The sequence below is a fragment of the Paraburkholderia sp. RL17-337-BIB-A genome (assembly GCF_046025895.1).
GTDB classification, from domain to species: domain Bacteria; phylum Pseudomonadota; class Gammaproteobacteria; order Burkholderiales; family Burkholderiaceae; genus Paraburkholderia; species Paraburkholderia fungorum_C.
Map to the genome: position 1 here is coordinate 1,395,793 of NZ_JARESY010000001.1, position 19,233 is coordinate 1,415,025.

15 protein-coding genes are annotated in these 19,233 nt (G+C 61.7%); 12 read left to right on the plus strand and 3 right to left on the minus strand.

Annotated elements, in window-relative coordinates:
- Positions 1–26: 26 nt before the first annotated feature.
- A complete protein-coding gene (locus tag P0D84_RS06510) occupies positions 27–1,625 on the minus strand; it encodes a 3,4-dehydroadipyl-CoA semialdehyde dehydrogenase (protein ID WP_408333773.1) in 1,599 nt (532 codons plus the stop codon).
- Between the two features lie 8 nt (positions 1,626–1,633).
- Entirely contained in the window at positions 1,634–2,113 is a 480-nt protein-coding gene (locus P0D84_RS06515) for a DUF4863 family protein (protein ID WP_408333776.1), read from the minus strand.
- Between the two features lie 185 nt (positions 2,114–2,298).
- Here P0D84_RS06515 and P0D84_RS06520 point away from each other — a divergent pair, with 185 nt between their 5' ends.
- The 4 genes from P0D84_RS06520 (at position 2,299) to boxA (ending at position 7,928) form a co-directional block, all read left to right on the plus strand.
- Entirely contained in the window at positions 2,299–3,306 is a 1,008-nt protein-coding gene (locus P0D84_RS06520; protein WP_408333779.1) for a helix-turn-helix transcriptional regulator, read from the plus strand.
- Between the two features lie 116 nt (positions 3,307–3,422).
- Complete coding sequence (gene boxC, locus P0D84_RS06525) at positions 3,423–5,093, plus strand: 2,3-epoxybenzoyl-CoA dihydrolase (protein WP_408333782.1); 1,671 nt, start codon at positions 3,423–3,425, stop codon at positions 5,091–5,093.
- 97 nt (positions 5,094–5,190) lie between these two features.
- Positions 5,191–6,618 (plus strand): benzoyl-CoA 2,3-epoxidase subunit BoxB, encoded by a 1,428-nt coding sequence (boxB, locus tag P0D84_RS06530; RefSeq protein WP_408333785.1) that lies wholly within the window; start codon positions 5,191–5,193, stop codon positions 6,616–6,618.
- Between the two features lie 65 nt (positions 6,619–6,683).
- Entirely contained in the window at positions 6,684–7,928 is a 1,245-nt protein-coding gene (gene boxA / locus P0D84_RS06535; RefSeq protein ID WP_408333788.1) for a benzoyl-CoA 2,3-epoxidase subunit BoxA, read from the plus strand.
- Between the two features lie 83 nt (positions 7,929–8,011).
- On the opposite strand, the gene P0D84_RS06540 is transcribed toward boxA, so the two are convergent.
- Entirely contained in the window at positions 8,012–8,776 is a 765-nt protein-coding gene (locus tag P0D84_RS06540) for a TetR/AcrR family transcriptional regulator (RefSeq protein ID WP_408333791.1), read from the minus strand.
- 302 nt (positions 8,777–9,078) lie between these two features.
- On the opposite strand from P0D84_RS06540, the gene P0D84_RS06545 reads away from it, so the two are divergent.
- The 8 genes from P0D84_RS06545 to P0D84_RS06580 all read left to right on the plus strand — a co-directional run bounded on the left by P0D84_RS06545 (position 9,079) and on the right by P0D84_RS06580 (position 19,078).
- Positions 9,079–10,359, plus strand: coding sequence for a Zn-dependent hydrolase (locus tag P0D84_RS06545; RefSeq protein WP_408333794.1), 1,281 nt, complete (start codon positions 9,079–9,081; stop codon positions 10,357–10,359).
- A 142-nt stretch (positions 10,360–10,501) separates the two neighbouring features.
- On the plus strand, positions 10,502–11,851 hold the full coding sequence (locus P0D84_RS06550) for an NAD(P)-dependent oxidoreductase (RefSeq protein WP_408333797.1): 1,350 nt from the start codon (positions 10,502–10,504) through the stop codon (positions 11,849–11,851).
- An 84-nt stretch (positions 11,852–11,935) separates the two neighbouring features.
- Complete coding sequence (gene preA, locus P0D84_RS06555; RefSeq protein ID WP_408333800.1) at positions 11,936–13,276, plus strand: NAD-dependent dihydropyrimidine dehydrogenase subunit PreA; 1,341 nt, start codon at positions 11,936–11,938, stop codon at positions 13,274–13,276.
- 129 nt (positions 13,277–13,405) lie between these two features.
- Positions 13,406–14,917 (plus strand): NCS1 family nucleobase:cation symporter-1, encoded by a 1,512-nt coding sequence (locus P0D84_RS06560; protein ID WP_408333803.1) that lies wholly within the window; start codon positions 13,406–13,408, stop codon positions 14,915–14,917.
- An 84-nt stretch (positions 14,918–15,001) separates the two neighbouring features.
- Complete coding sequence (hydA, locus tag P0D84_RS06565; protein ID WP_408333807.1) at positions 15,002–16,453, plus strand: dihydropyrimidinase; 1,452 nt, start codon at positions 15,002–15,004, stop codon at positions 16,451–16,453.
- A 354-nt stretch (positions 16,454–16,807) separates the two neighbouring features.
- Positions 16,808–17,590, plus strand: a complete 783-nt coding sequence (locus P0D84_RS06570; RefSeq protein WP_408333810.1) for an amino acid ABC transporter substrate-binding protein — start codon at positions 16,808–16,810, stop codon at positions 17,588–17,590.
- Between the two features lie 22 nt (positions 17,591–17,612).
- Positions 17,613–18,290 (plus strand): amino acid ABC transporter permease, encoded by a 678-nt coding sequence (locus tag P0D84_RS06575; protein ID WP_408333813.1) that lies wholly within the window; start codon positions 17,613–17,615, stop codon positions 18,288–18,290.
- Positions 18,290–19,078 carry an amino acid ABC transporter ATP-binding protein gene (locus P0D84_RS06580; protein ID WP_408333816.1) on the plus strand — a complete coding sequence of 263 codons (789 nt, stop codon included), beginning with the start codon at positions 18,290–18,292 and terminating at the stop codon, positions 19,076–19,078. Before P0D84_RS06575 ends, P0D84_RS06580 begins: the two co-directional genes overlap by 1 nt.
- Positions 19,079–19,233: the final 155 nt, after the last annotated feature.

Consider the following 19,233-nt stretch of genomic DNA (forward strand, 5'->3'; position numbering starts at 1 on the left):
TTGCCTTGATTGCTTGTCTCGTGCCGCTACGCAGTGGGCAAATGCGTGGTCTGCGTGAGTGCGTCGATTGCAGCAGAAGATGCCTGGATGGCCGAGCGCCGGTGATAGAAACCCAGTGCACGCAGACCGCCGAGTTCTTCACCGCCGCCCGCACGCCCCGGTCCGCCATGCAGCGACATCGGCATCACATTGCCGTGGCCGGTTTGACTCTGCTGGACTGATGGCGAGATCGCGTGGACGCGCCCATGCGAATCGGCGAGTTCAAGTGCGAGCCTGCCGAGATGCGCGTCGTCGTTCGAGTAGATCGACGCGACGAGCGAGCCCTGGCCGCGTCGCGCGAGTGCCACGGCATGCGCTTCGGGGAGGCCGCCGTTTGCTGCGGCGGCAACACGATAGGGCGCCAAGGTTGCCACCGGTCCGAACACTTCGACGTCGTGCAGCAGCGTCGCGCTATCGGGGTCGTTGACCACGAACAGATGGGGCGCGACGCACGCCGCAATCGTTGCATCCGCATCGATAAGGGGGGCCGCGGAGCCGTCGAATGCAAGCACCGCTTCCTCGCGCAACGCGGCAATGCCGGCCAGCACGTTCTCGTATTGTTCTCGGCTCACGAGCGAGCCCATCCGCACGGTGTCGTTGCGTGGATTGCCGACGGTAATCTTCGCGAGCTTTGCCTTGAGCGCGTCGAGCACTGCTTCGAGCGATGCTTCCGGCACGAACGCGCGCCGGATCGCGGTGCACTTCTGACCGGACTTCACGGTCATTTCCCGCACGAGCTCTTTGATGAACAGGTCGAAGGCCGGTGTGCCGGGTGTCGCATCGGCACAGAGGATGGCGCTGTTGAGACTGTCGGCCTCTACATTCAGACGCGCGCCGTGCTCAATGAATGCCGGATGCGCACGCAATGTTGCGGCGGTTTCCGCGGAGCCGGTGAACGACACCACGTCGAATGCCTGAATCTGATCGAGCAGACCTGCGGAACTGCCGCAGATGACCGATAACGCGCCGGGCGGCAGAATGCCGGCGTCGACCACATCGGCCACCATACGTTGCGTGAGCCATGCGGTTGCCGTGGCGGGCTTGATGATGACGGGCACGCCCGATAGCAATGCAGGCGCTGCTTTTTCCCACAAGCCCCATGACGGAAAATTGAACGCGTTGATGAAGAGCGCGACGCCGTGCGTCGGCGTCAGCACGTGCTGCACGCTAAACGATTGGTCCTTGCTCAACGATACGGCGTTACCGTCGCGCAGCGCATGCACGTCGCCGAGCGACGCACCGAGTTTCGCGTAGTACGACAGCGTGAAGATTCCACCGTCGATGTCGACCGCCGAATCGTTGCGCGTCGTGCCCGAGTTCGCCGTAGCGATTGCGTAGTAGTCGTCGCGCCTGGCCTGAAGCAGCTTGACGATCTCGGCGAGGCGGGCGGCGCGCTGCGCGTAGGTCAGTTCACGCAAGGCGGCGCCACCTTCTTCGCGAGCGAAGCCAAATGCGTGGGCGAGATCCAGACCCTGGCTCGACACGCGCACCAGCGCTTCACCGGTGACCGGATCGGTCAGCGTCACGCCTTCGCCGCCGCCCGCGACCCACTGGCCGGCAACGTAGTTTTTCAATAGTTCAGTCATGGCGAGCCTCAGACAGAAGATGGAGCGGCGGTGAAGTCGATCGCGCCTTGCGGCAGCAGATACAGCACCAGCGCCTGCCCGTTCGCGACGGTGGGACGGTGCGCGCTACCAGGGCCGTACACGCACCAGCCGGCCGGATGACCGTCGAAGGTGGCGCCAGCAGTAAGCGGCATGATCAGATCGATTTCGCCGTTAGGGTGAACGTGGTGCGGACCGGCAATATCCTTCATATCGACCACGTCGACGGAAAAGCCGTGGGTATCCGGCAGCGCCTTGAAGATCCGGCCATAGCGAATGCCGCCGCCTTCGCGGTTGCACAGCCAGCCTTCGGCCACGCCCGTGCGGCAGGCCTCCATCAGAGCGCGGAAGGTCGCGCCATCCGCGGGATAAGTATCGTTGAGCCACGTGGCCAACGCGGCGTCGAGCGGCCGGCCGGCGAGTTGCTCTGTCACGCCCGCAATCAGGCGTTGGAAGTCAGGTGGGGACATGCGAGCCTCCAGATCGGCGCGGTGCACGCACGTTAATTCATGCGTGTTGCCGCGCCATCTCCGTGACGCCGCCGAAAAATCTCGACGGCGTTTGTTATTGGATCAATATTTGGCGAAAATTAACCGTTCACAGGGTGTCTGTCAAGCACTATAGTACATGTAACGCAGTTAATAGGTAGTTAAACATGAACCAAAATTACTCTCCCGCCCCAGTGGACGACCCTGCCGATGAGGACGCAAGCCGCGCCGATCGGACCGACCGCGGGACCGGCGGCGGACCCGAGCGCGGGGCGGAGCGTGGCTCTGAGCGCGATCCCTTTCTTACGGCGATGGGCGATCGCGTGCGCTTGCTGCGCGCCCGCCGCGGCATGACGCGCAAGACGCTGGCCACGGAAACCGGCTTGTCGGAGCGCCACCTGGCGAACCTCGAATCGGGTGTCGGTAACGCTTCGGTACTGGTGCTGCGGCAGATCGCGGCGACGCTGAACTGCCCGTTGGCCGAGGTGATCGGCGACGAAACCACCGCCTCCGCTGAATGGCTGCTGATCCGCGAACTGCTCCAGGGGCGCGACCAGGCAGCGTTGCAGCGCGCCCGCGTAGCGCTTGCCGAGATGTTCGCGCAAGCGCCGCGCGACCCGCATCGCAAGGATCGGATCGCGCTGATCGGCCTGCGCGGGGCCGGTAAGTCGACCTTGGGACGGATGCTGGCGCAGGAGCGCAAGGTGCCGTTCGTCGAGTTGACGCGGGTGATCGAGCAGCTCGCCGGCTGTCCGCCGTCGGAGATTCATTCCCTCTACGGCGCGAGCGCTTATCGGCGTTATGAACACCGCGCGCTTGAGGCGGTGATTCAGGAGCATGAGCGCGCCGTGATTGCGTCGCCGGGCGGCCTGGTGTCGGAGTCGGGCACCTTCAACGCGCTGCTGTCGCACTGCTACACCGTCTGGCTGCAGGCCACGCCGGAAGAGCATATGCGCCGTGTCGTCGCGCAAGGCGATCTGCGGCCGATGTCCGGCAACAAGGAAGCCATGGATGACCTGAAGCGCATTCTCGCGGGGCGCAGCGAGTTGTACGGCCGCGCCGACATGACCTTCGACACCAGCGAAAAAACCTTGGCCGATGCCTACTTGCAGCTGCGTGACCGGCTTGCCGCAAGGCTTGCGGCGGAATCGCCGGACGACGCACGGATGGGCTGAAATGCAGTGGGGTGCCAGGGTTTACTAGCAAACATGCACTAAAGTGCTTTACATGGGTTTGACGATGCACTATTGTTCAAAAAACAGGTTTGCATCGTCCAGTCAGGAGACGCCCCATGTCCACAGCAGAAACCGCAATCGCGCCGGTCGACTATCGCACCGATCCCTCGCAGTACAAGCATTGGAAGCTGAGTTTCAACGGTCCCGTCGCGACCCTCGGCATCGACATCGCCGAGGACGGCGGCATCCGTGACGGCTACAAGCTGAAGCTGAATTCATACGACCTTGGCGTCGACATCGAACTGCACGACGCGATACAGCGCATCCGTTTCGAGCATCCCGAAGTCAGAACGGTGGTGCTGACGAGCCTGAAGGACCGCGTGTTCTGCTCGGGCGCGAACATCTTCATGCTGGGCCTGTCCACGCATGCGTGGAAGGTCAACTTCTGCAAGTTCACCAACGAAACACGCAACGGTCTCGAAGACTCGTCGCGTCATTCCGGTCTGAAGTTTCTCGCTGCCGTGAACGGTGCGTGCGCCGGTGGCGGTTATGAACTCGCGCTCGCTTGCGACGAAATCTATCTGGTGGATGACCGCTCGTCGTCGGTGTCGCTGCCGGAAGTGCCGCTGCTGGGCGTGCTGCCGGGCACGGGCGGCCTGACGCGCGTCACCGACAAACGCAAGGTGCGGCACGATCGTGCGGACATCTTCTGTACGGTGGTTGAAGGCGTTCGCGGTGAGCGAGCGAAAGCATGGCGTCTCGTGGATGAAGTCGTGAAGCCGAATCAGTTCGACCAGGCAATCCAGGCACGCGCGCTCGAACTCGCCGCACAGAGCGATCGTCCCGCGGACGCGCAAGGCGTCGTGTTGACGCGTATCGAACGCACCAACCGCGAGGACGGCCTGACTTATAAAACGCTCGACATCACGATCGATCGTGCGAAGCGCATCGCCACCTTCACCGCGAAAGCCCCGCAAGCCGGACAACCCACGGAGATCGACGCGATCGTTGCCGCCGGCACGAGCTGGTGGCCGCTGCAGTTCGCCCGCGAACTCGACGACGCGATTCTGTCGATGCGCACCAACGAGCTCGACGTCGGCACCTGGGTCTTCAGGACCGAAGGCGACGCCCGTAACCTGCTCGCCGCCGACGCCACGCTGATGCAGCATGAGGATCATTGGTTCGTACGCGAGACCATCGGCCTCTTGCGCCGCACGCTGGCGCGTATCGACGTATCGTCGCGTTCGCTGTTCGCGCTGATCGAACCGGGCTCATGCTTTGCGGGCACCTTCGCTGAACTCGCCTTCGCCTGCGACCGCAGCTATATGGCGGCACTGCCGAGCAACGAAGACGAAGAACCGGCGATCACGCTCTCGGAAGTCAACTTCGGTCTCTATCCGATGGTCACGCATCAATCGCGCCTCGCCCGCCGCTTCTATGAAGAGGCCGAACCGCTCGACGCGGTGCGTTCGAAGATCGGCCAGGCGATCAAGCCGGTTGAAGCCGAACGTTTGGGCCTTGTCACCGCGTCGCCCGACGATATCGATTGGGCAGACGAAATCCGCATCGCGCTCGAAGAACGCGCGGCCATGTCGCCGGATGCATTGACCGGTCTGGAAGCGAATCTGCGCTTCAATGGCCCTGAAACGATGGAGACACGTATTTTCGGGCGTCTCACCGCATGGCAGAACTGGATCTTCAACCGGCCGAACGCAGTGGGCGAGAAGGGCGCGCTCAAGGTGTACGGCAAGGGCAGCAAGGCGCAATTCGACGTTTCGCGCGTTTGATTCCGTTCGACGCGACGCCACTTAACTGAAGGCAACGCCGCCTGCCTGATACGCGCCGCTCATCCGCAAGCTCTGTATTCCGACCAAGGAACCGACCATGTCAACGATCAACTACAGCGATAAGATTCCGAACAACGTCAATCTCGCCGACGACCGCGCCTTGCAACGCGCGCTCGAACAATGGCAGCCGAATTTTCTGTCGTGGTGGGGCGATATGGGCCCCGAAGGCTCGCATGGCTATGACGTGTATCTGCGCACGGCGGTGAGCGTCGACGCGGGCGGCTGGGCGCATTTCGATCACGTCAAGATGCCGGACTATCGCTGGGGCATTTTCCTCACGCCTGGCGAGCAGGACCGCAAGATCCATTTCGGCGAACACAAGGGTGAGGCTGCGTGGCAGGACGTGCCCGGTGAGCATCGCGCGAATCTGCGCCGCATCATCGTGACGCAAGGCGATACGGAGCCGGCTTCGGTCGAGCAGCAACGGCATCTTGGCTTGACGGCGCCGTCGATGTACGATCTGCGCAACCTGTTCCAGGTGAACGTGGAAGAAGGCCGCCATCTGTGGGCGATGGTGTATCTGCTGCATCGCTACTTCGGCCGCGATGGACGTGAGGAAGCCGAAGCACTGCTCGGCCGCCGTTCGGGCGACGACGACAATCCGCGCATTCTCGGCGCCTTCAACGAGAAGACGCCGGACTGGCTCGCGTTCTACATGTTCACCTACTTCACCGATCGCGACGGTAAGTTCCAGTTGTCGGCGCTCGCCGAGTCGGGCTTCGATCCGCTTGCGCGTACCACGAAGTTCATGCTGACTGAAGAAGCGCATCATATGTTCGTGGGCGAATCGGGCGTGTCGCGCGTGATCCAGCGTACCGCGCAAGTGATGAACGAACTGGGCACGGACGACGTCGCGAAGATTCGCGCGGCCGGCGTGATCGATTTGCCGACCATCCAGCGTTATCTGAACTTCCATTACGCGGTGACGATCGACCTCTTCGGCGCCGATCATTCCTCGAATGCGGCCACGTTCTACAGCTCCGGCCTGAAGGGGCGTTATGAAGAGAACAAGCGCGACGACGATCATCAACTGAACGGTCAAAGCTACAAGCTGCTCGACGTGCAGGACGGCAAACTGGTCGAGCGTGAAGTGCCGATGCTTAACGCCATGAATGAAGTGCTGCGCGACGACTACATTAAAGATTCGGTGGCGGGCGTCGGCCGCTGGAACAAGGTGCTTGAAAAGGCCGGCATCGATTTCCGCATGACGGTGCCGCATAAAGCGTTCAATCGGCAAATTGGCACGTTTGCGGGTACCCGTGTGTCGCCGGACGGCCGTGTGATCAGCGAGACCGAATGGGCGGCCAATGAGGCGAAGTGGCTCGCCACGCCGGAAGACCGCGCGTATGTCGCTTCGCTGATGGGCCGCGTCACCGAACCCGGCAAGTTTGCGAACTGGATTGCGCCGCCGGCAATGGGCGTGAATCGTCAGCCGGTCGACTTCGAATACGTGCGCTTCAACTGAGTACGGCGATTGAAAACGTGTGGCGTGCGGCACCGTATCCGCACGAATATAGGGTGGAGGAAGTCATGAACGGCCCAGTATCGATCGAAGTTCTCAGGCAGCACCTGATCGATCCGGAAATCTGCATTCGCTGCAATACCTGCGAAGAGACTTGCCCGGTCGATGCGATCACGCACGACGAGAACAATTACGTGGTCAAGGCGGATGTCTGCAACGGCTGCATGGCTTGCGTGCCGCCGTGTCCGACCGGCGCGATCGATAACTGGCGCACGGTGTTGAAGGCCGATGCGTATCCCATCGACGAGCAGTTCAAATGGGATGTGCTGCCGGAGCAGAACACGATGGCGGTGCCCGCGGCGGAAGATGCCGCAGCAGCGGCGGGGGCGTCGGGCGATACATCGGCGGACGCAAGCGGTATTGAAGTCGATACCGTGCGCGGGTCCATTGTGCCGCCGTGGTCCGCTGCGAAACCGTACGTGAATCTTTATACGCACAAGGCGCCGACCACCGCGACGGTGGTAGGCAACTACCGGCTCACCGACGTCTCGACGGATAGCGACATCCATCACATCGTGCTCGATTTCGGTTCGATGCCTTTTCCCGTGCTGGAGGGCCAGTCGATCGGCATCCTGCCGCCGGGACCGACTGCCGACGGTCGCACGCATCACGCGCGGCAGTATTCGATAGCGAGCCCGCGCGATGGTGAACGGCCCGGCTATAACAATGTTTCTCTCACCGTGAAACGCGTTTCCCAGCAGTACGGCGACGCGCTGGATGGAGTCTGCTCGAATTATCTGTGCGATCTGAAGAAGGGGGACGTGGTCAACGTAATAGGGCCGTTCGGCGGCACGTTCCTGATGCCGAATCATCCGAACTCACATCTGCTGATGATCTGCACCGGCACCGGTTCGGCGCCAATGCGCGCGATGACCGAGTATCGCAGGCGGCGTCGTCTGAAAGGCGCGACCGGCAAGCTGATGCTGTTCTTCGGCGCGCGCACGAAAGAAGAGTTGCCGTACTTCGGGCCGCTCACGAATCTGCCGAAAGATTTCATCGATACGAATCTGGCATTTTCGCGCACGCCGGGTCAGCCCAAGCGCTACGTGCAGGACGCGATGCGCGAGCGCGCGGTCGACGTCGCGCATATGCTGAAGGACGACAACACGCATATCTACGTGTGCGGGTTGAAGGGGATGGAAGACGGTGTGCTGCAGGCACTCAGGGAAATCGGCGAGCAGCATCAGCTCGATTGGGATGGGCTGTGGTTGAAGCTGAAGCGGGAAGGGCGGTTGCATCTGGAGACGTATTGAATCACCAGGCATCGAGAGACAGGCATCACGCAATAGTGCGAAGGCCCGGTCGCGGTTAAAAAGCGCAGCCGGGCTTTTGCTTTTTACCTCGACGGGTCCGCGCCGTCCTCGTGCTGTGTCGGCGACACCGCCCCACACGCCCGAATCACCAACTGCACGACTTCCTCAGTCGTCGCCTCAAACGCCTTCTGCGTCAACGCACGTTTGCCTCTAAGCGCGCGAATCTGCGCGTCGAAGTCGGCGTAGTGCTGGGTGGTTGCCCAGATCATGTACATCAGCGTTTGCGCGTTCACCGGCGCTAACAACCCGCGTGCGATCCAGTCGTCAATCACCTTCACCCGGCTATCCAGCCACGGCTTCACGCGCCCCATGAGAATGTCCTCCATATGCTCAGCGCCGTGAATGATCTCGCTTGCCCATACCTTCGAGCCCAATGGCCGGCGGCGCGACAATTCCATTTTCGCGCGTACGTAGCCGCCAATCGCCTCGACCGGATCGTCGCTGCATTCGAACGTATCCGCTGCGCGGTACCAGTCTTCGAACAGGTCTTCCAGCACTCGCCGGTACAACGCGAGCTTGGTCGGGAAGTAGTAATGCAGGTTAGCTTTCGGTAAGCCTGCACGCTCCGCGATCATCGCCGTACTGGTTCCGTCGAGTCCTCGCTCCGCGAACACCGCTTCGGCACACGCCAATAAATGCGCTTCATTCGACTCGCGAATGTGCGCCTTGCGCCGCCGCAAAGGCGCGCGGGTTTCGTCCTTGGTCTCGTCGTTTTCCGTGATGTCGGCAGCCACGTTGTCGTCTCTCATGTTGGCCTTCATCGGCATGCGTGCCGCGTCGCGCTTCATTCTAGCCGTTCGAGCGCGGATCAACACGCGCATTCGGAGCCGTTGGAAAACGCGTGCTGCAGTGCAATGGCACGCTTCTCGCTCTGTATCCCGCCGTACGAAAAGCATTGATTTGGCGGGCTTAATCGTCTACAACCTGTCCAACTGGACAGGATTGAGAGAGCGGGCGATGCCCCAGGGTTTGCCCTCTGACGAAGAGGCGATCGAAGGCATCGAATGTGCACCGCCGCCGTGCGGCCACGCCCCAAAACCCGCCGCCCATGCACCAGTTTCATGTCGGTTCATCGAAAGGAGCGAGACGAATGAATGCGGTATCCGAAGCACTGAGGCACGCGGAACCCGCCACGTCGATCAAGGTCGACGGCAAGCGGCTGTGGGACAGCCTGATGACGATGGCGAAGATCGGCGCGACGCCCAAAGGCGGCGTCTGCCGGCTGGCGCTGACCGACCTCGACAAAGCGGGGCGCGACCTGATCGTCAGTTGGGCGAAGGAAGCGGGTTGTACGGTCAATGTCGACCGGATGGGCAATGTATTCATGCGCCGCGCCGGACGCAATCCCGATGCGTTGCCGGTCATGACCGGTTCGCACGCGGACTCGCAGCCGACTGGCGGCCGCTTTGACGGCATCTACGGCGTGCTCGGCGGACTCGAAGTGATCCGCAGTCTGAACGATCACGGCATCGAGACCGAACATCCGGTCGAAGTGGTGATCTGGACCAACGAGGAAGGCTCGCGCTTCGCGCCGGCAATGGTCGCCTCAGGCGTGTTCGCCGGTGTTTTCACACTGGACTACGGCCTCTCGCGCAAGGACGTGGACGGCAAGACCATTGGCGAGGAACTCAAGCGCATCGGCTATGCAGGCGATCTGCCTTGCGGTGGCCGCCCGTTGCACGCCGCGTTCGAATTGCACATCGAGCAAGGGCCGATTCTCGAAGCCGAGCAAAAAACCATTGGCGTGGTGACCGACGCGCAAGGTCAGCGCTGGTACGAAATCACGTTGACCGGCCAGGAGGCGCATGCGGGTCCGACACCGATGCCGCGCCGTCGCGATGCATTGCTCGGCGCGGCCCGCGTGGTCGATCTGGTCAATCGCATCGGGCTGGATAACGCGCCGTTCGGTTGCGCGACGGTCGGCATGATGCAGGTCTACCCGAACTCACGCAATGTGATTCCGGGCCGCGTGTTCTTCACCGTCGATTTCCGTCATCCGGATGATGCCGTGCTCGCGAAGATGGATGCCGCGTTGCGTCAAGGCGTGGCGGATATCGCGAACGGTATTGGTCTGGAAACCGACCTCGAGCAGATTTTTTACTACGCGCCGGTCGCTTTCAACGAAGCCTGCGTGAAGTCCGTACGCGCCGCGGCCGAGCGCTTCGGTTATCCGCATCGCAACATGGTGTCCGGTGCGGGACATGACGCCTGCTATCTGTCGCAAGTCGCGCCGACCTCGATGGTGTTCGTGCCGTGCGTGGACGGGATCAGTCACAACGAGATCGAGGACGCCACCTTCGAATGGATCGAAGCCGGCGCCAACGTGTTGTTGCACGCCATGCTCGAACGAGCGTGCGAGCCGGTTTCATAACGCTTTAGCGGTTGCGGTATTGGTCGCGGTTTTGGACGATTCACCAGCCGCACCGCAGTGCCCATAAAAACATGCCGTCCCGGCTCCGCTCCAGCGCGGCCGGTGGGAGCGGCTACGTCCTCACATTGAAGAAGGAACGTGTATGGCCATCAAGCAAACCGGCGATATTGCGCCTCAGCGCCTATCGGCCGATCAACTCTCGTGCGAGTTCTCCGATATCGCGCCGTTGCTCGACGCAAGTGCCGCAGCCGCTGCGGCGAGCCGTTGTCACTACTGTTACGACGCACCGTGCGTGAACGCGTGTCCGACGCAGATTGATATTCCGAGTTTCATTCGCAAGATCAGCAACGGCAATCTGAAGGGCGCGGCGGTCGACATTCTGTCGGCGAATCCGCTGGGCGGTATGTGCGCGCGGGTTTGTCCGACCGAGATCCTGTGCGAAGGTGCTTGCGTTCGCAACCATCAGGATGCGAAGCCCGTCGCGATCGGCGCGCTGCAACGTCATGCGACCGATTGGGCGATGGCGCGCGTTGAGCCGCTATTCAAACGCGCCGTTGAAACGGGGCGCCATGTCGCGGTGGTGGGCGCGGGACCGGCTGGACTCGCCTGCGCGCACCGCCTCGCGCTAGCCGGCCATGACGTCACCGTTTACGACGCTCACGCGAAAGCGGGTGGTCTGAACGAGTACGGTATCGCTGCCTATAAAACCGTCGACGATTTTGCGCAGCGCGAAGTGGAGTGGCTGTGTTCGATCGGCGGCATCGAGATCAAACATGGCGTGGCGCTTGGGCGTGACGTGGACCTCGATGCGCTGCGCAAGCAGCACGATGCGGTGTTCCTCGCGATCGGTCTCACGGGCGTGCGCGCATTGGCGATGGAAGGTGAGGACCTGAGCGGCGTGATGAACGCCGTGGATTTCATCGAACAGGTGCGCACCGCGCGTGACTTCGGCACGGTGTCGGTGGGCCGCCGGGTCGTCGTGATCGGCGGCGGCAATACGGCAGTGGATGCCGCCGTACAAAGCCGCAAGCTCGGTGCGACGTCGGTGACGATGGTGTATCGACGCGGCGTCGAATCGATGAGCGCGACGTGGGCCGAGCGCGATTTCGCGCAGACCAATGGCGTCACGCTCATCACGCACGCAACGCCGATGCGTTTGATCGGAGCAGGCGGCGTGGTCACGGGTGTCGAATTCGAACGCACGTCGGGCGATGGCAATCAGGAGCGCTTCGTGGTGGAAGCCGACATGGTGCTCAAGGCAATCGGGCAGACGCTGGTGCCTGTGGGCGTCGAGCGCGAATTGTTGACGCTCGACGGGAGCCGCATCGCGGTCGATGCAAACGGACAAACCTCGCTGCCAGGCGTATGGGCAGGGGGCGATTGCGCGGCGACAGGCGGGATCGATCTGACGGTACAAGCGGTGCAGGACGGCAAGCTTGCCGCCGCCGCGATTGACGCTCAGTTCGCGCGCACCGCCGTCAAAGCCGCGTGATACCGCTGAGGCCGCCGAGACCATTCAAGCCACTTAAGCCACGCATCACACCAGGATAAAACAGCAGTCCCCAAGGAGCCGAACATGGCCGATCTGCGCTGTACGATTGCCGGCATTACCTCGCCGAATCCTTTCTGGCTCGCCTCCGCGCCGCCGACTGACAAAGCCTATAACGTGAACCGCGCATTCGAAGCGGGCTGGGGCGGGGTCGTGTGGAAGACGCTGGGCCTCGACCCGCATGTAGTGAACGTCAGCTCGCGCTATGGCGCGGTGCAATGGAACGGCCAGCGCATCGCGGGCCTGAACAACATCGAACTGATCACCGACCGTCCGCTCGACGTCAATCTTAAGGAAATCGCCCAGGTCAAACGCGACTGGCCGGACCGCGCGATGATCGTCTCGCTGATGGTGCCGTGCAACGAGCGCGACTGGAAGTGGATCTTGCCGCTCGTCGAAGACACCGGTGCCGATGCGGTCGAACTGAATTTCGGCTGCCCGCACGGCATGAGCGAGCGTGGCATGGGCGCCGCGGTGGGGCAGGTGCCCGAGTATGTGGAAATGGTCACGCGCTGGGTCAAGGAAGGCACGAAGCTGCCGTGCCTCGTCAAACTCACGCCGAATATCAGCGACATCCGCCTCGGTTCGCGTGCCGCCTATAAAGGCGGTGCGGACGGCGTCTCGCTGATCAACACCATCAACTCGATCGTCGCGGTGGATCTCGACGCCATGTCGCCGTTGCCGATGGTCGACGGCAAGGGCACGCACGGCGGCTATTGCGGTCCGGCGGTCAAGCCGATCGCGCTGAACATGGTGGCTGAAATTGCGCGCGACGTGGAAACGCCGAATTTACCGATCTCCGGCATTGGCGGTATTTCGACGTGGCGCGATGCGGCCGAATTCATGGTGCTGGGCGCGGGCAGCGTACAGGTCTGCACGGCGGCGATGCACTATGGATTCCGTATCGTCTCCGACCTCGCGGATGGCCTCTCGAACTGGATGGACGAAAAAGGCTACGCGACGCTCGACGACATTCGCGGCCGCGCCGTGCCGAACGTCACCGACTGGAAGTACCTGAACCTCAAATACGACATCAAGGCGCGCATCGATCAGGACAAATGCATTCAGTGCGGCCTGTGCCATATCGCCTGCGAAGACACCGCTCACCAGGCGATCATGAAAGAAAAAGATGGCGTTCGGCATTTTGAAGTGATGGACTCCGAATGTGTCGGCTGTAATCTGTGCATGCACGTGTGTCCGGTCGAGCAGTGCATCACGATGGAGCGGGTGGACAGCGGTGAATACGCGAACTGGACCACGCATGCGAATAACCCGGCACGGGTGAATGCCGGAGCAAGCGTGACGTCAGACGCGGCTGAAGCCAGCGAACCTGCGCATGCGCATGAGCATGCAGCAAAGGCAGCCTGAAACACGAGCTGACTGTAGAAAAGGAAACGAAGCGAAGCGAAGCGCTTGTACTGAAGCTGTAATGTTCCCTCAAGGCCTGACGCGCCATCAGAAGCCGCGCAGGCCTCAACGATCAGTGGAGATCTTTCGATGAAGCAGACAGCGCAACCCGTCGATCCGCACTTTGCGGCCGGCGCGCAGGGCAGCAGTCTTTATAACGATGACCTTGCGCCGACCGGCGTCGCACAGCGCACGTGGAGGTGGTATCACTTCGCCGCGCTCTGGGTCGGGATGGTGATGAACATTGCGTCGTACATGCTCGCGGCCGGTTTGACGGAGGAGGGCATGTCGCCGTGGCAGGCGGTGGCAACGGTGCTGCTCGGCAATCTGATCGTGCTGGTGCCGATGCTGCTGATCGGTCACGCGGGTGCGAAGCACGGGATTCCCTACGCGGTGCTAGTGCGTTCTTCCTTCGGCACGCAAGGCGCGAAATTGCCGGCCATGTTGCGGGCGATCGTCGCGTGTGGCTGGTACGGCATTCAGACATGGCTTGGCGGCAGCGCGATCTACACGCTGCTGAACATTCTGACCGGCAACGCGCTGCACGGCGCGGCCTTGCCGTTCCTCGACATCTCGCTTGCGCAGCTCGCGTGTTTCCTCGTGTTCTGGGCGCTGCAGATCTACTTCATCGTGCACGGCACCGATTCGATTCGCTGGCTCGAAAGCTGGTCCGCGCCGATCAAGATCGTGATGTGTATCGCGCTGGTGTGGTGGGCGACCTCGAAAGCGGGCGGACTCGGCTCGATGCTGTCGGCACCGTCGCAATTCGTCGCGGGCGGCAAGAAGGAGGGCATGTTCTGGGCGACCTTCTGGCCCGGCCTCACGGCGATGGTGGGCTTCTGGGCGACGCTCGCGCTGAACATCCCCGACTTCACACGCTTTGCCAAAACACAGCGGGATCAGATCATCGGCCAGTCGGTGGGTTTGCCGATTCCGATGGCGCTGCTCTCGGTGATTTCCGTGGTGGTGACGTCGGCGACCGTGGTGATCTACGGCAAGGCGATCTGGGATCCGATCGACCTGACGAGCCGCATGACCGGCATTGGCGTCGGCCTTGCGTTGATCATCCTGACGCTGGATACGATGTGCTGCAATCTCGCGGCGAATCTCGTCGGCCCGGCTTATGACTTTTCGAGCCTGTGGCCGAAGGGCATTTCGTATCGCGTCGGCGGCATGATTACCGCGACCATCGCCATTGTGATGATGCCGTGGAAGATTCTCGCTACCACGCAGGGCTATATCTTCACGTGGCTGGTCGGTTACTCGGCTTTGCTCGGTCCGGTGGCGGGCATTCTGATGGTCGACTATTTCCTGATTCGCGGCACCCGGCTGGACCCGCGGGAACTGTTCGACGAGCATGGCGAGTACAGCTACACCGGCGGCTGGAATATCGGCGCGGTGGTGGCGCTCGTGATCGGCGTGCTGCCGAATCTGCCGGGCTTCCTGCATACCGCGTTTCCGGCATCGTTCCCGAATGTGCCGGCGATTTTCAACACGCTCTATACCTATGCATGGTTCGTCGGACTCGCGCTGGCCTCGATCGTATACAGCGCGTGGATGAAGCTGAGCAAAGGACCGAGCGCGCGCGTGGCGAGTGCATGAGCGTATGAGCGCATCCATGAGCGCGCGCATGAAGAGAATGAAGTACGTAGCACCGAAACCAGCAGTTCATAAGGAGGCGGCAACATGACGACCCTGATTCGCGGCGGCACGATTATCGACGCGGAGAACACGTATCGTGCGGACATCTTGTGCGCGGACCCGCAGGACGGCGGCACGATCCTGCAGATCGGCGCGGACCTGGAGGCGCCGGCGGGCGCCACGATCGTTGATGCGGGCGGGCAGTACGTAATGCCCGGCGGCATCGATCCGCACACGCATATGGAATTGCCGTTCATGGGCACCACGGCCAGCGACGATTTTTATACGGGCACGGCCGCGGGTTTGTCCGGCGGCACGACCAGCATCATCGACTTCGTGATTCCGAGTCCGAAGCAATCGTTGATGGAGGCTTTCAAGGCGTGGCGCGGCTGGGCCGAAAAGGCTTCGGCCGACTATGGCTTTCACGTTGCGGTGACGTGGTGGGACGATTCGGTCTATCGCGACATGGGCACGCTGGTGCACGAACATGGCGTATCGAGCTTCAAGCACTTCATGGCCTACAAGAACGCGATCATGGCGGATGACGAAGTGCTGGTGAACAGCTTCTCGCGTTCACTCGAACTCGGCGCGCTGCCTACCGTGCATGCGGAAAACGGTGAACTGGTGTTTCAGTTGCAGCGTCAGTTGCTGGCAAAGGGCTTTACGGGTCCGGAGGCCCATCCGCTGTCGCGGCCGCCGGAAGTGGAGGGCGAGGCGGCCAATCGGGCGATCCGCATCGCCCAGGTGCTGGGCGTGCCGGTGTATATCGTCCACGTGTCCGCGAAAGATGCGGTTGACGCGATTGCGCGCGCCCGTAGCGAAGGCCTTCGCGTGTTCGGCGAAGTGCTGCCGGGTCATCTGGTGATCGACGAAGCGGTGTATCGCGATCCCGACTGGACTCGCGCGGCGGCGCACGTGATGAGCCCGCCGTTCCGCTCCGCGGAGCATCGCGAGGCATTGTGGCGGGGTCTGCAAGCAGGTCAGTTGCACACCACCGCGACCGACCACTGCGTGTTCTGTGCGTCGCAGAAGGCCATGGGTCGCGAGGATTTCACAAAGATCCCGAATGGCTGCGGTGGCGTCGAAGATCGTATGGCGGTGCTTTGGCATCACGGCGTGAATTCCGGCCGTCTCACGCCGAATGAATTCGTGCGCATCACGTCGACCAACGCCGCGCAGATTTTTAACCTGTATCCGCGTAAAGGTGCGGTACAGGTGGGCGCGGATGCCGACCTGGTGGTGTGGGATCCGAAGGCAAGCAAAACGATTTCGGTGAAGACGCACCATCAGAAAGTCGACTTTAATGTGTTCGAAGGAATGACGGTGCAGGGCGTGGCGATGCATACGCTCACGCGCGGCGCGCTCGCGTGGACCGATGGCGAACTGCGGGCTGAGCGTGGCGCGGGGCGCTATCTGAAGCGTCCGCCGAATCCGGCTTACTTCGATGCGATCCGGGTGGCCAATAAGCGCAAGGAGCCGCATCCGGTGGAGCGATAAGCCGTTTGCAATCGGACGGGCGGCCTGGCAGTGCCGCCCGTTTTTCAAGGCCGCGCGTTCGCCGCGGCGCCACTCTCCCGCTACCCTCCCGCGTTTTCCCCGATGGCGCCCGGCACGCGATCCATGGTGCGATGCATGCCGCGTCTGTCATATCTGCTGTAAAGTCAGATTCAACGTTGTATGAGATGCTTTGGCTGTCCGCTTAGCACGCATGCGCATATTGATCGGAAACCTGATCCTTTGTAAAAACGCAGACCGTTTGCTACAGTCCGCCCACTCTGCCGAGCCTTTGCGCCGGCGGAATGGCGCACACAAAACCATGCAACCGACATAGCAAACTTTAGGAGCCACCTGATGAAGTCGATTCGTTCCATTCTACTGATCGCGCTGCTGCAAGCGGTGACCCTGAGCCCCGCATTCGCTGCTGACGAGCTCGCGCAGATCAAGTCCGCGGGTGTGTTCAAGATCGGCACCGAAGGCACCTATGCACCGTTCACGTACCACGATGAATCCGGCAAGCTGACTGGCTTCGACGTCGAGATCGGCACGGCGATCGCGCAGCGCCTGGGCGTCAAGCCGCAATTCGTCGAGGGCAAATGGGACGGTCTGATCGCCGGTCTCGATGTGAATCGCTACGACGCGGTGATCAATGAAGTCGCGGTGACCGACGCACGCAAAGCGAAATACGATTTCTCGGACCCGTACATCACCTCGCACGCGGCGCTGATCGTGGCCTCGAACAACACCACGATCAAGACCTTCGACGACCTGAAGGGCAAGAAGTCGGCCAATACGCTGACCAGCAACTTCGGCAAGATCGCGGCCGCGCACGGCGCGGAAGTGATTCCTGTGCAGGGCTTCAACGAATCGATCGACCTGCTGACTTCGGGCCGCGTCGACGCGACCGTGAACGATTCGCTGTCGTTCCTCGACTTCAAGAAGCACAAGCCGGATGCGAAGGTAAAGATCGCCACGCTCGATACGTCGGCCGACAGCAGCGACAAATCCGCGGTGCTGATCCGCAAGGGCAGCCCGGAGTTGCAGGCAGCCATCAATAAGGCACTCGCCGACATCAAGAAAGACGGCACTTACGCGAAGATCTCGCAGAAGTACTTCGGTAAAGACGTTTCCCAATAAGCGTCACCTGCGAGTCTGAATCATGCCGGCATGGTTGCATTTGATGGCGCAGTCGCTGTGGCCCCTGTTGTATGCGGGGCTCGTATTCACCGTGCCGCTCACGTTGATATCGTTCGCGATCGGGCTTGCGCTGGCGTTCATCGTTGCGCTGGTGCGGCTGTTCGGGCCGAGATGGGCGGTGGCGGTCGTGCGTTTCTACGTATGGCTGTTTCGCGGCTCGCCGCTACTCGTGCAACTGTTTGTGATTTTCTACGGCTTGCCGAATGTCGGCATCGTCCTCGATCCGTTGACGGCAGCGATTATCGGTTTTTCGCTGAATGTCGGCGCGTATAACTCGGAAGTGATACGCGGCGTGATCGAGTCGATACCGAAGGGGCAGTGGGAAGCGGCGTATTCGATGGGAATGACGCGTTCACAGGCGTTGCGCCGCGCGATCTTGCCGCAGGCGGCGCGCGTCGCGCTGCCGCCGCTGTCGAATTCGTTCATTGCATTGGTGAAGGACACCTCGCTTGCCGCGGTACTGACGGTGCCGGAGGTATTTCAGGCGGCACAGCGGATTGCGTCGGTGACATATGAACCGTTGATTCTCTATACCGAGGCGGCACTGGTTTATCTCGTGTTCAGTTCGGTGTTGTCGTCGGCGCAAGTGCGGCTTGAGCGCAAGTTCGGCCGTCACGCACTTTTCCAGGCGGGCAACTGATGATTCGACTGGAAAAAATCGACAAGTACTTCGGCGAGAATCGCGTGCTGAGTTCGGTGGACCTGCAACTCGCATCGGGTAATGTCACTGCGCTGGTTGGTCCGTCCGGCAGCGGCAAGAGTACGCTTTTGCGTTGCGTGAATCTGCTGGAAATCCCTGAGTCCGGCTCACTTGAACTTGGCGACCAGCGCCTTGAATTCAGTCGCGATCACAAGCCATCGCGCGAGGCGGTGCTGACGATCCGCCGCCGCACCGGCATGGTGTTCCAGAATTTCCAGTTATTTCCGCATCTGACGGTACGTCAGAACGTGATGGAAGGCTTGATAACCGTCCTGAAGTGGGACAAGGAAAAGGCGCGGGTCCGGGCGGACGAACTACTTGAAAAAGTCGGCATTGCGCACAAAGCGGACGCATGGCCCTCGACGCTCTCTGGCGGCCAGCAGCAACGCGTAGCGATTGCGAGGGCGCTGGCCCCCTCACCGGAGGTGTTGCTATGCGACGAACCCACCTCGGCCCTGGACCCGGGACTGGCCGCGGAGGTAGTGGAAGTCCTGAAGCAGCTTGCCATCGAAGGCATGACGATGCTGATGGCGACACATGATTTGCGCCTGGCCGCAACGATTGCGCGAGACGTGGTGTTTCTGAACAACGGCGTGGTGATCGAGGCGGGCCCATCAAGGGACATTTTCATGAATCCGCGCGAACCGGAGACAGCGCGCTTCGTATCGACGCTGACGCACAGCTTGCCGGACGCATGGGCGGAGCGGGGCGGCCTGGAGGGAGAGTAGGGGATGTACCCACTGGTTTGCGAGCAGACCCTTCCGGCGAGCACGCAGTGCGAGACGGGAAGTATGACGGCCTTGTCACGTGCGCCGAATGTGCGAGAGCACAGATTCCAGATGCACCACTACCGAAACTGTGCGGGGGACCCGCTTATGAGCTA

Bases quoted from the DNA above. Each gene is read 5' to 3' on its own strand.
- P0D84_RS06580 (WP_408333816.1), top strand. From the start codon at position 18,290: ATGATTCGACTGGAAAAAATCGACAAGTACTTCGGCGAGAATCGCGTG.
- P0D84_RS06515 (WP_408333776.1), bottom strand. From the start codon at position 2,113: ATGTCCCCACCTGACTTCCAACGCCTGATTGCGGGCGTGACAGAGCAA.
- boxC (WP_408333782.1), top strand. From the start codon at position 3,423: ATGTCCACAGCAGAAACCGCAATCGCGCCGGTCGACTATCGCACCGAT.
- P0D84_RS06540 (WP_408333791.1), bottom strand. From the start codon at position 8,776: ATGAAGCGCGACGCGGCACGCATGCCGATGAAGGCCAACATGAGAGAC.
- P0D84_RS06520 (WP_408333779.1), top strand. From the start codon at position 2,299: ATGAACCAAAATTACTCTCCCGCCCCAGTGGACGACCCTGCCGATGAG.
- P0D84_RS06550 (WP_408333797.1), top strand. From the start codon at position 10,502: ATGGCCATCAAGCAAACCGGCGATATTGCGCCTCAGCGCCTATCGGCC.
- P0D84_RS06575 (WP_408333813.1), top strand. From the start codon at position 17,613: ATGCCGGCATGGTTGCATTTGATGGCGCAGTCGCTGTGGCCCCTGTTG.
- hydA (WP_408333807.1), top strand. From the start codon at position 15,002: ATGACGACCCTGATTCGCGGCGGCACGATTATCGACGCGGAGAACACG.
- P0D84_RS06545 (WP_408333794.1), top strand. From the start codon at position 9,079: ATGAATGCGGTATCCGAAGCACTGAGGCACGCGGAACCCGCCACGTCG.
- P0D84_RS06570 (WP_408333810.1), top strand. From the start codon at position 16,808: ATGAAGTCGATTCGTTCCATTCTACTGATCGCGCTGCTGCAAGCGGTG.
- preA (WP_408333800.1), top strand. From the start codon at position 11,936: ATGGCCGATCTGCGCTGTACGATTGCCGGCATTACCTCGCCGAATCCT.
- P0D84_RS06510 (WP_408333773.1), bottom strand. From the start codon at position 1,625: ATGACTGAACTATTGAAAAACTACGTTGCCGGCCAGTGGGTCGCGGGC.
- boxB (WP_408333785.1), top strand. From the start codon at position 5,191: ATGTCAACGATCAACTACAGCGATAAGATTCCGAACAACGTCAATCTC.
- P0D84_RS06560 (WP_408333803.1), top strand. From the start codon at position 13,406: ATGAAGCAGACAGCGCAACCCGTCGATCCGCACTTTGCGGCCGGCGCG.
- boxA (WP_408333788.1), top strand. From the start codon at position 6,684: ATGAACGGCCCAGTATCGATCGAAGTTCTCAGGCAGCACCTGATCGAT.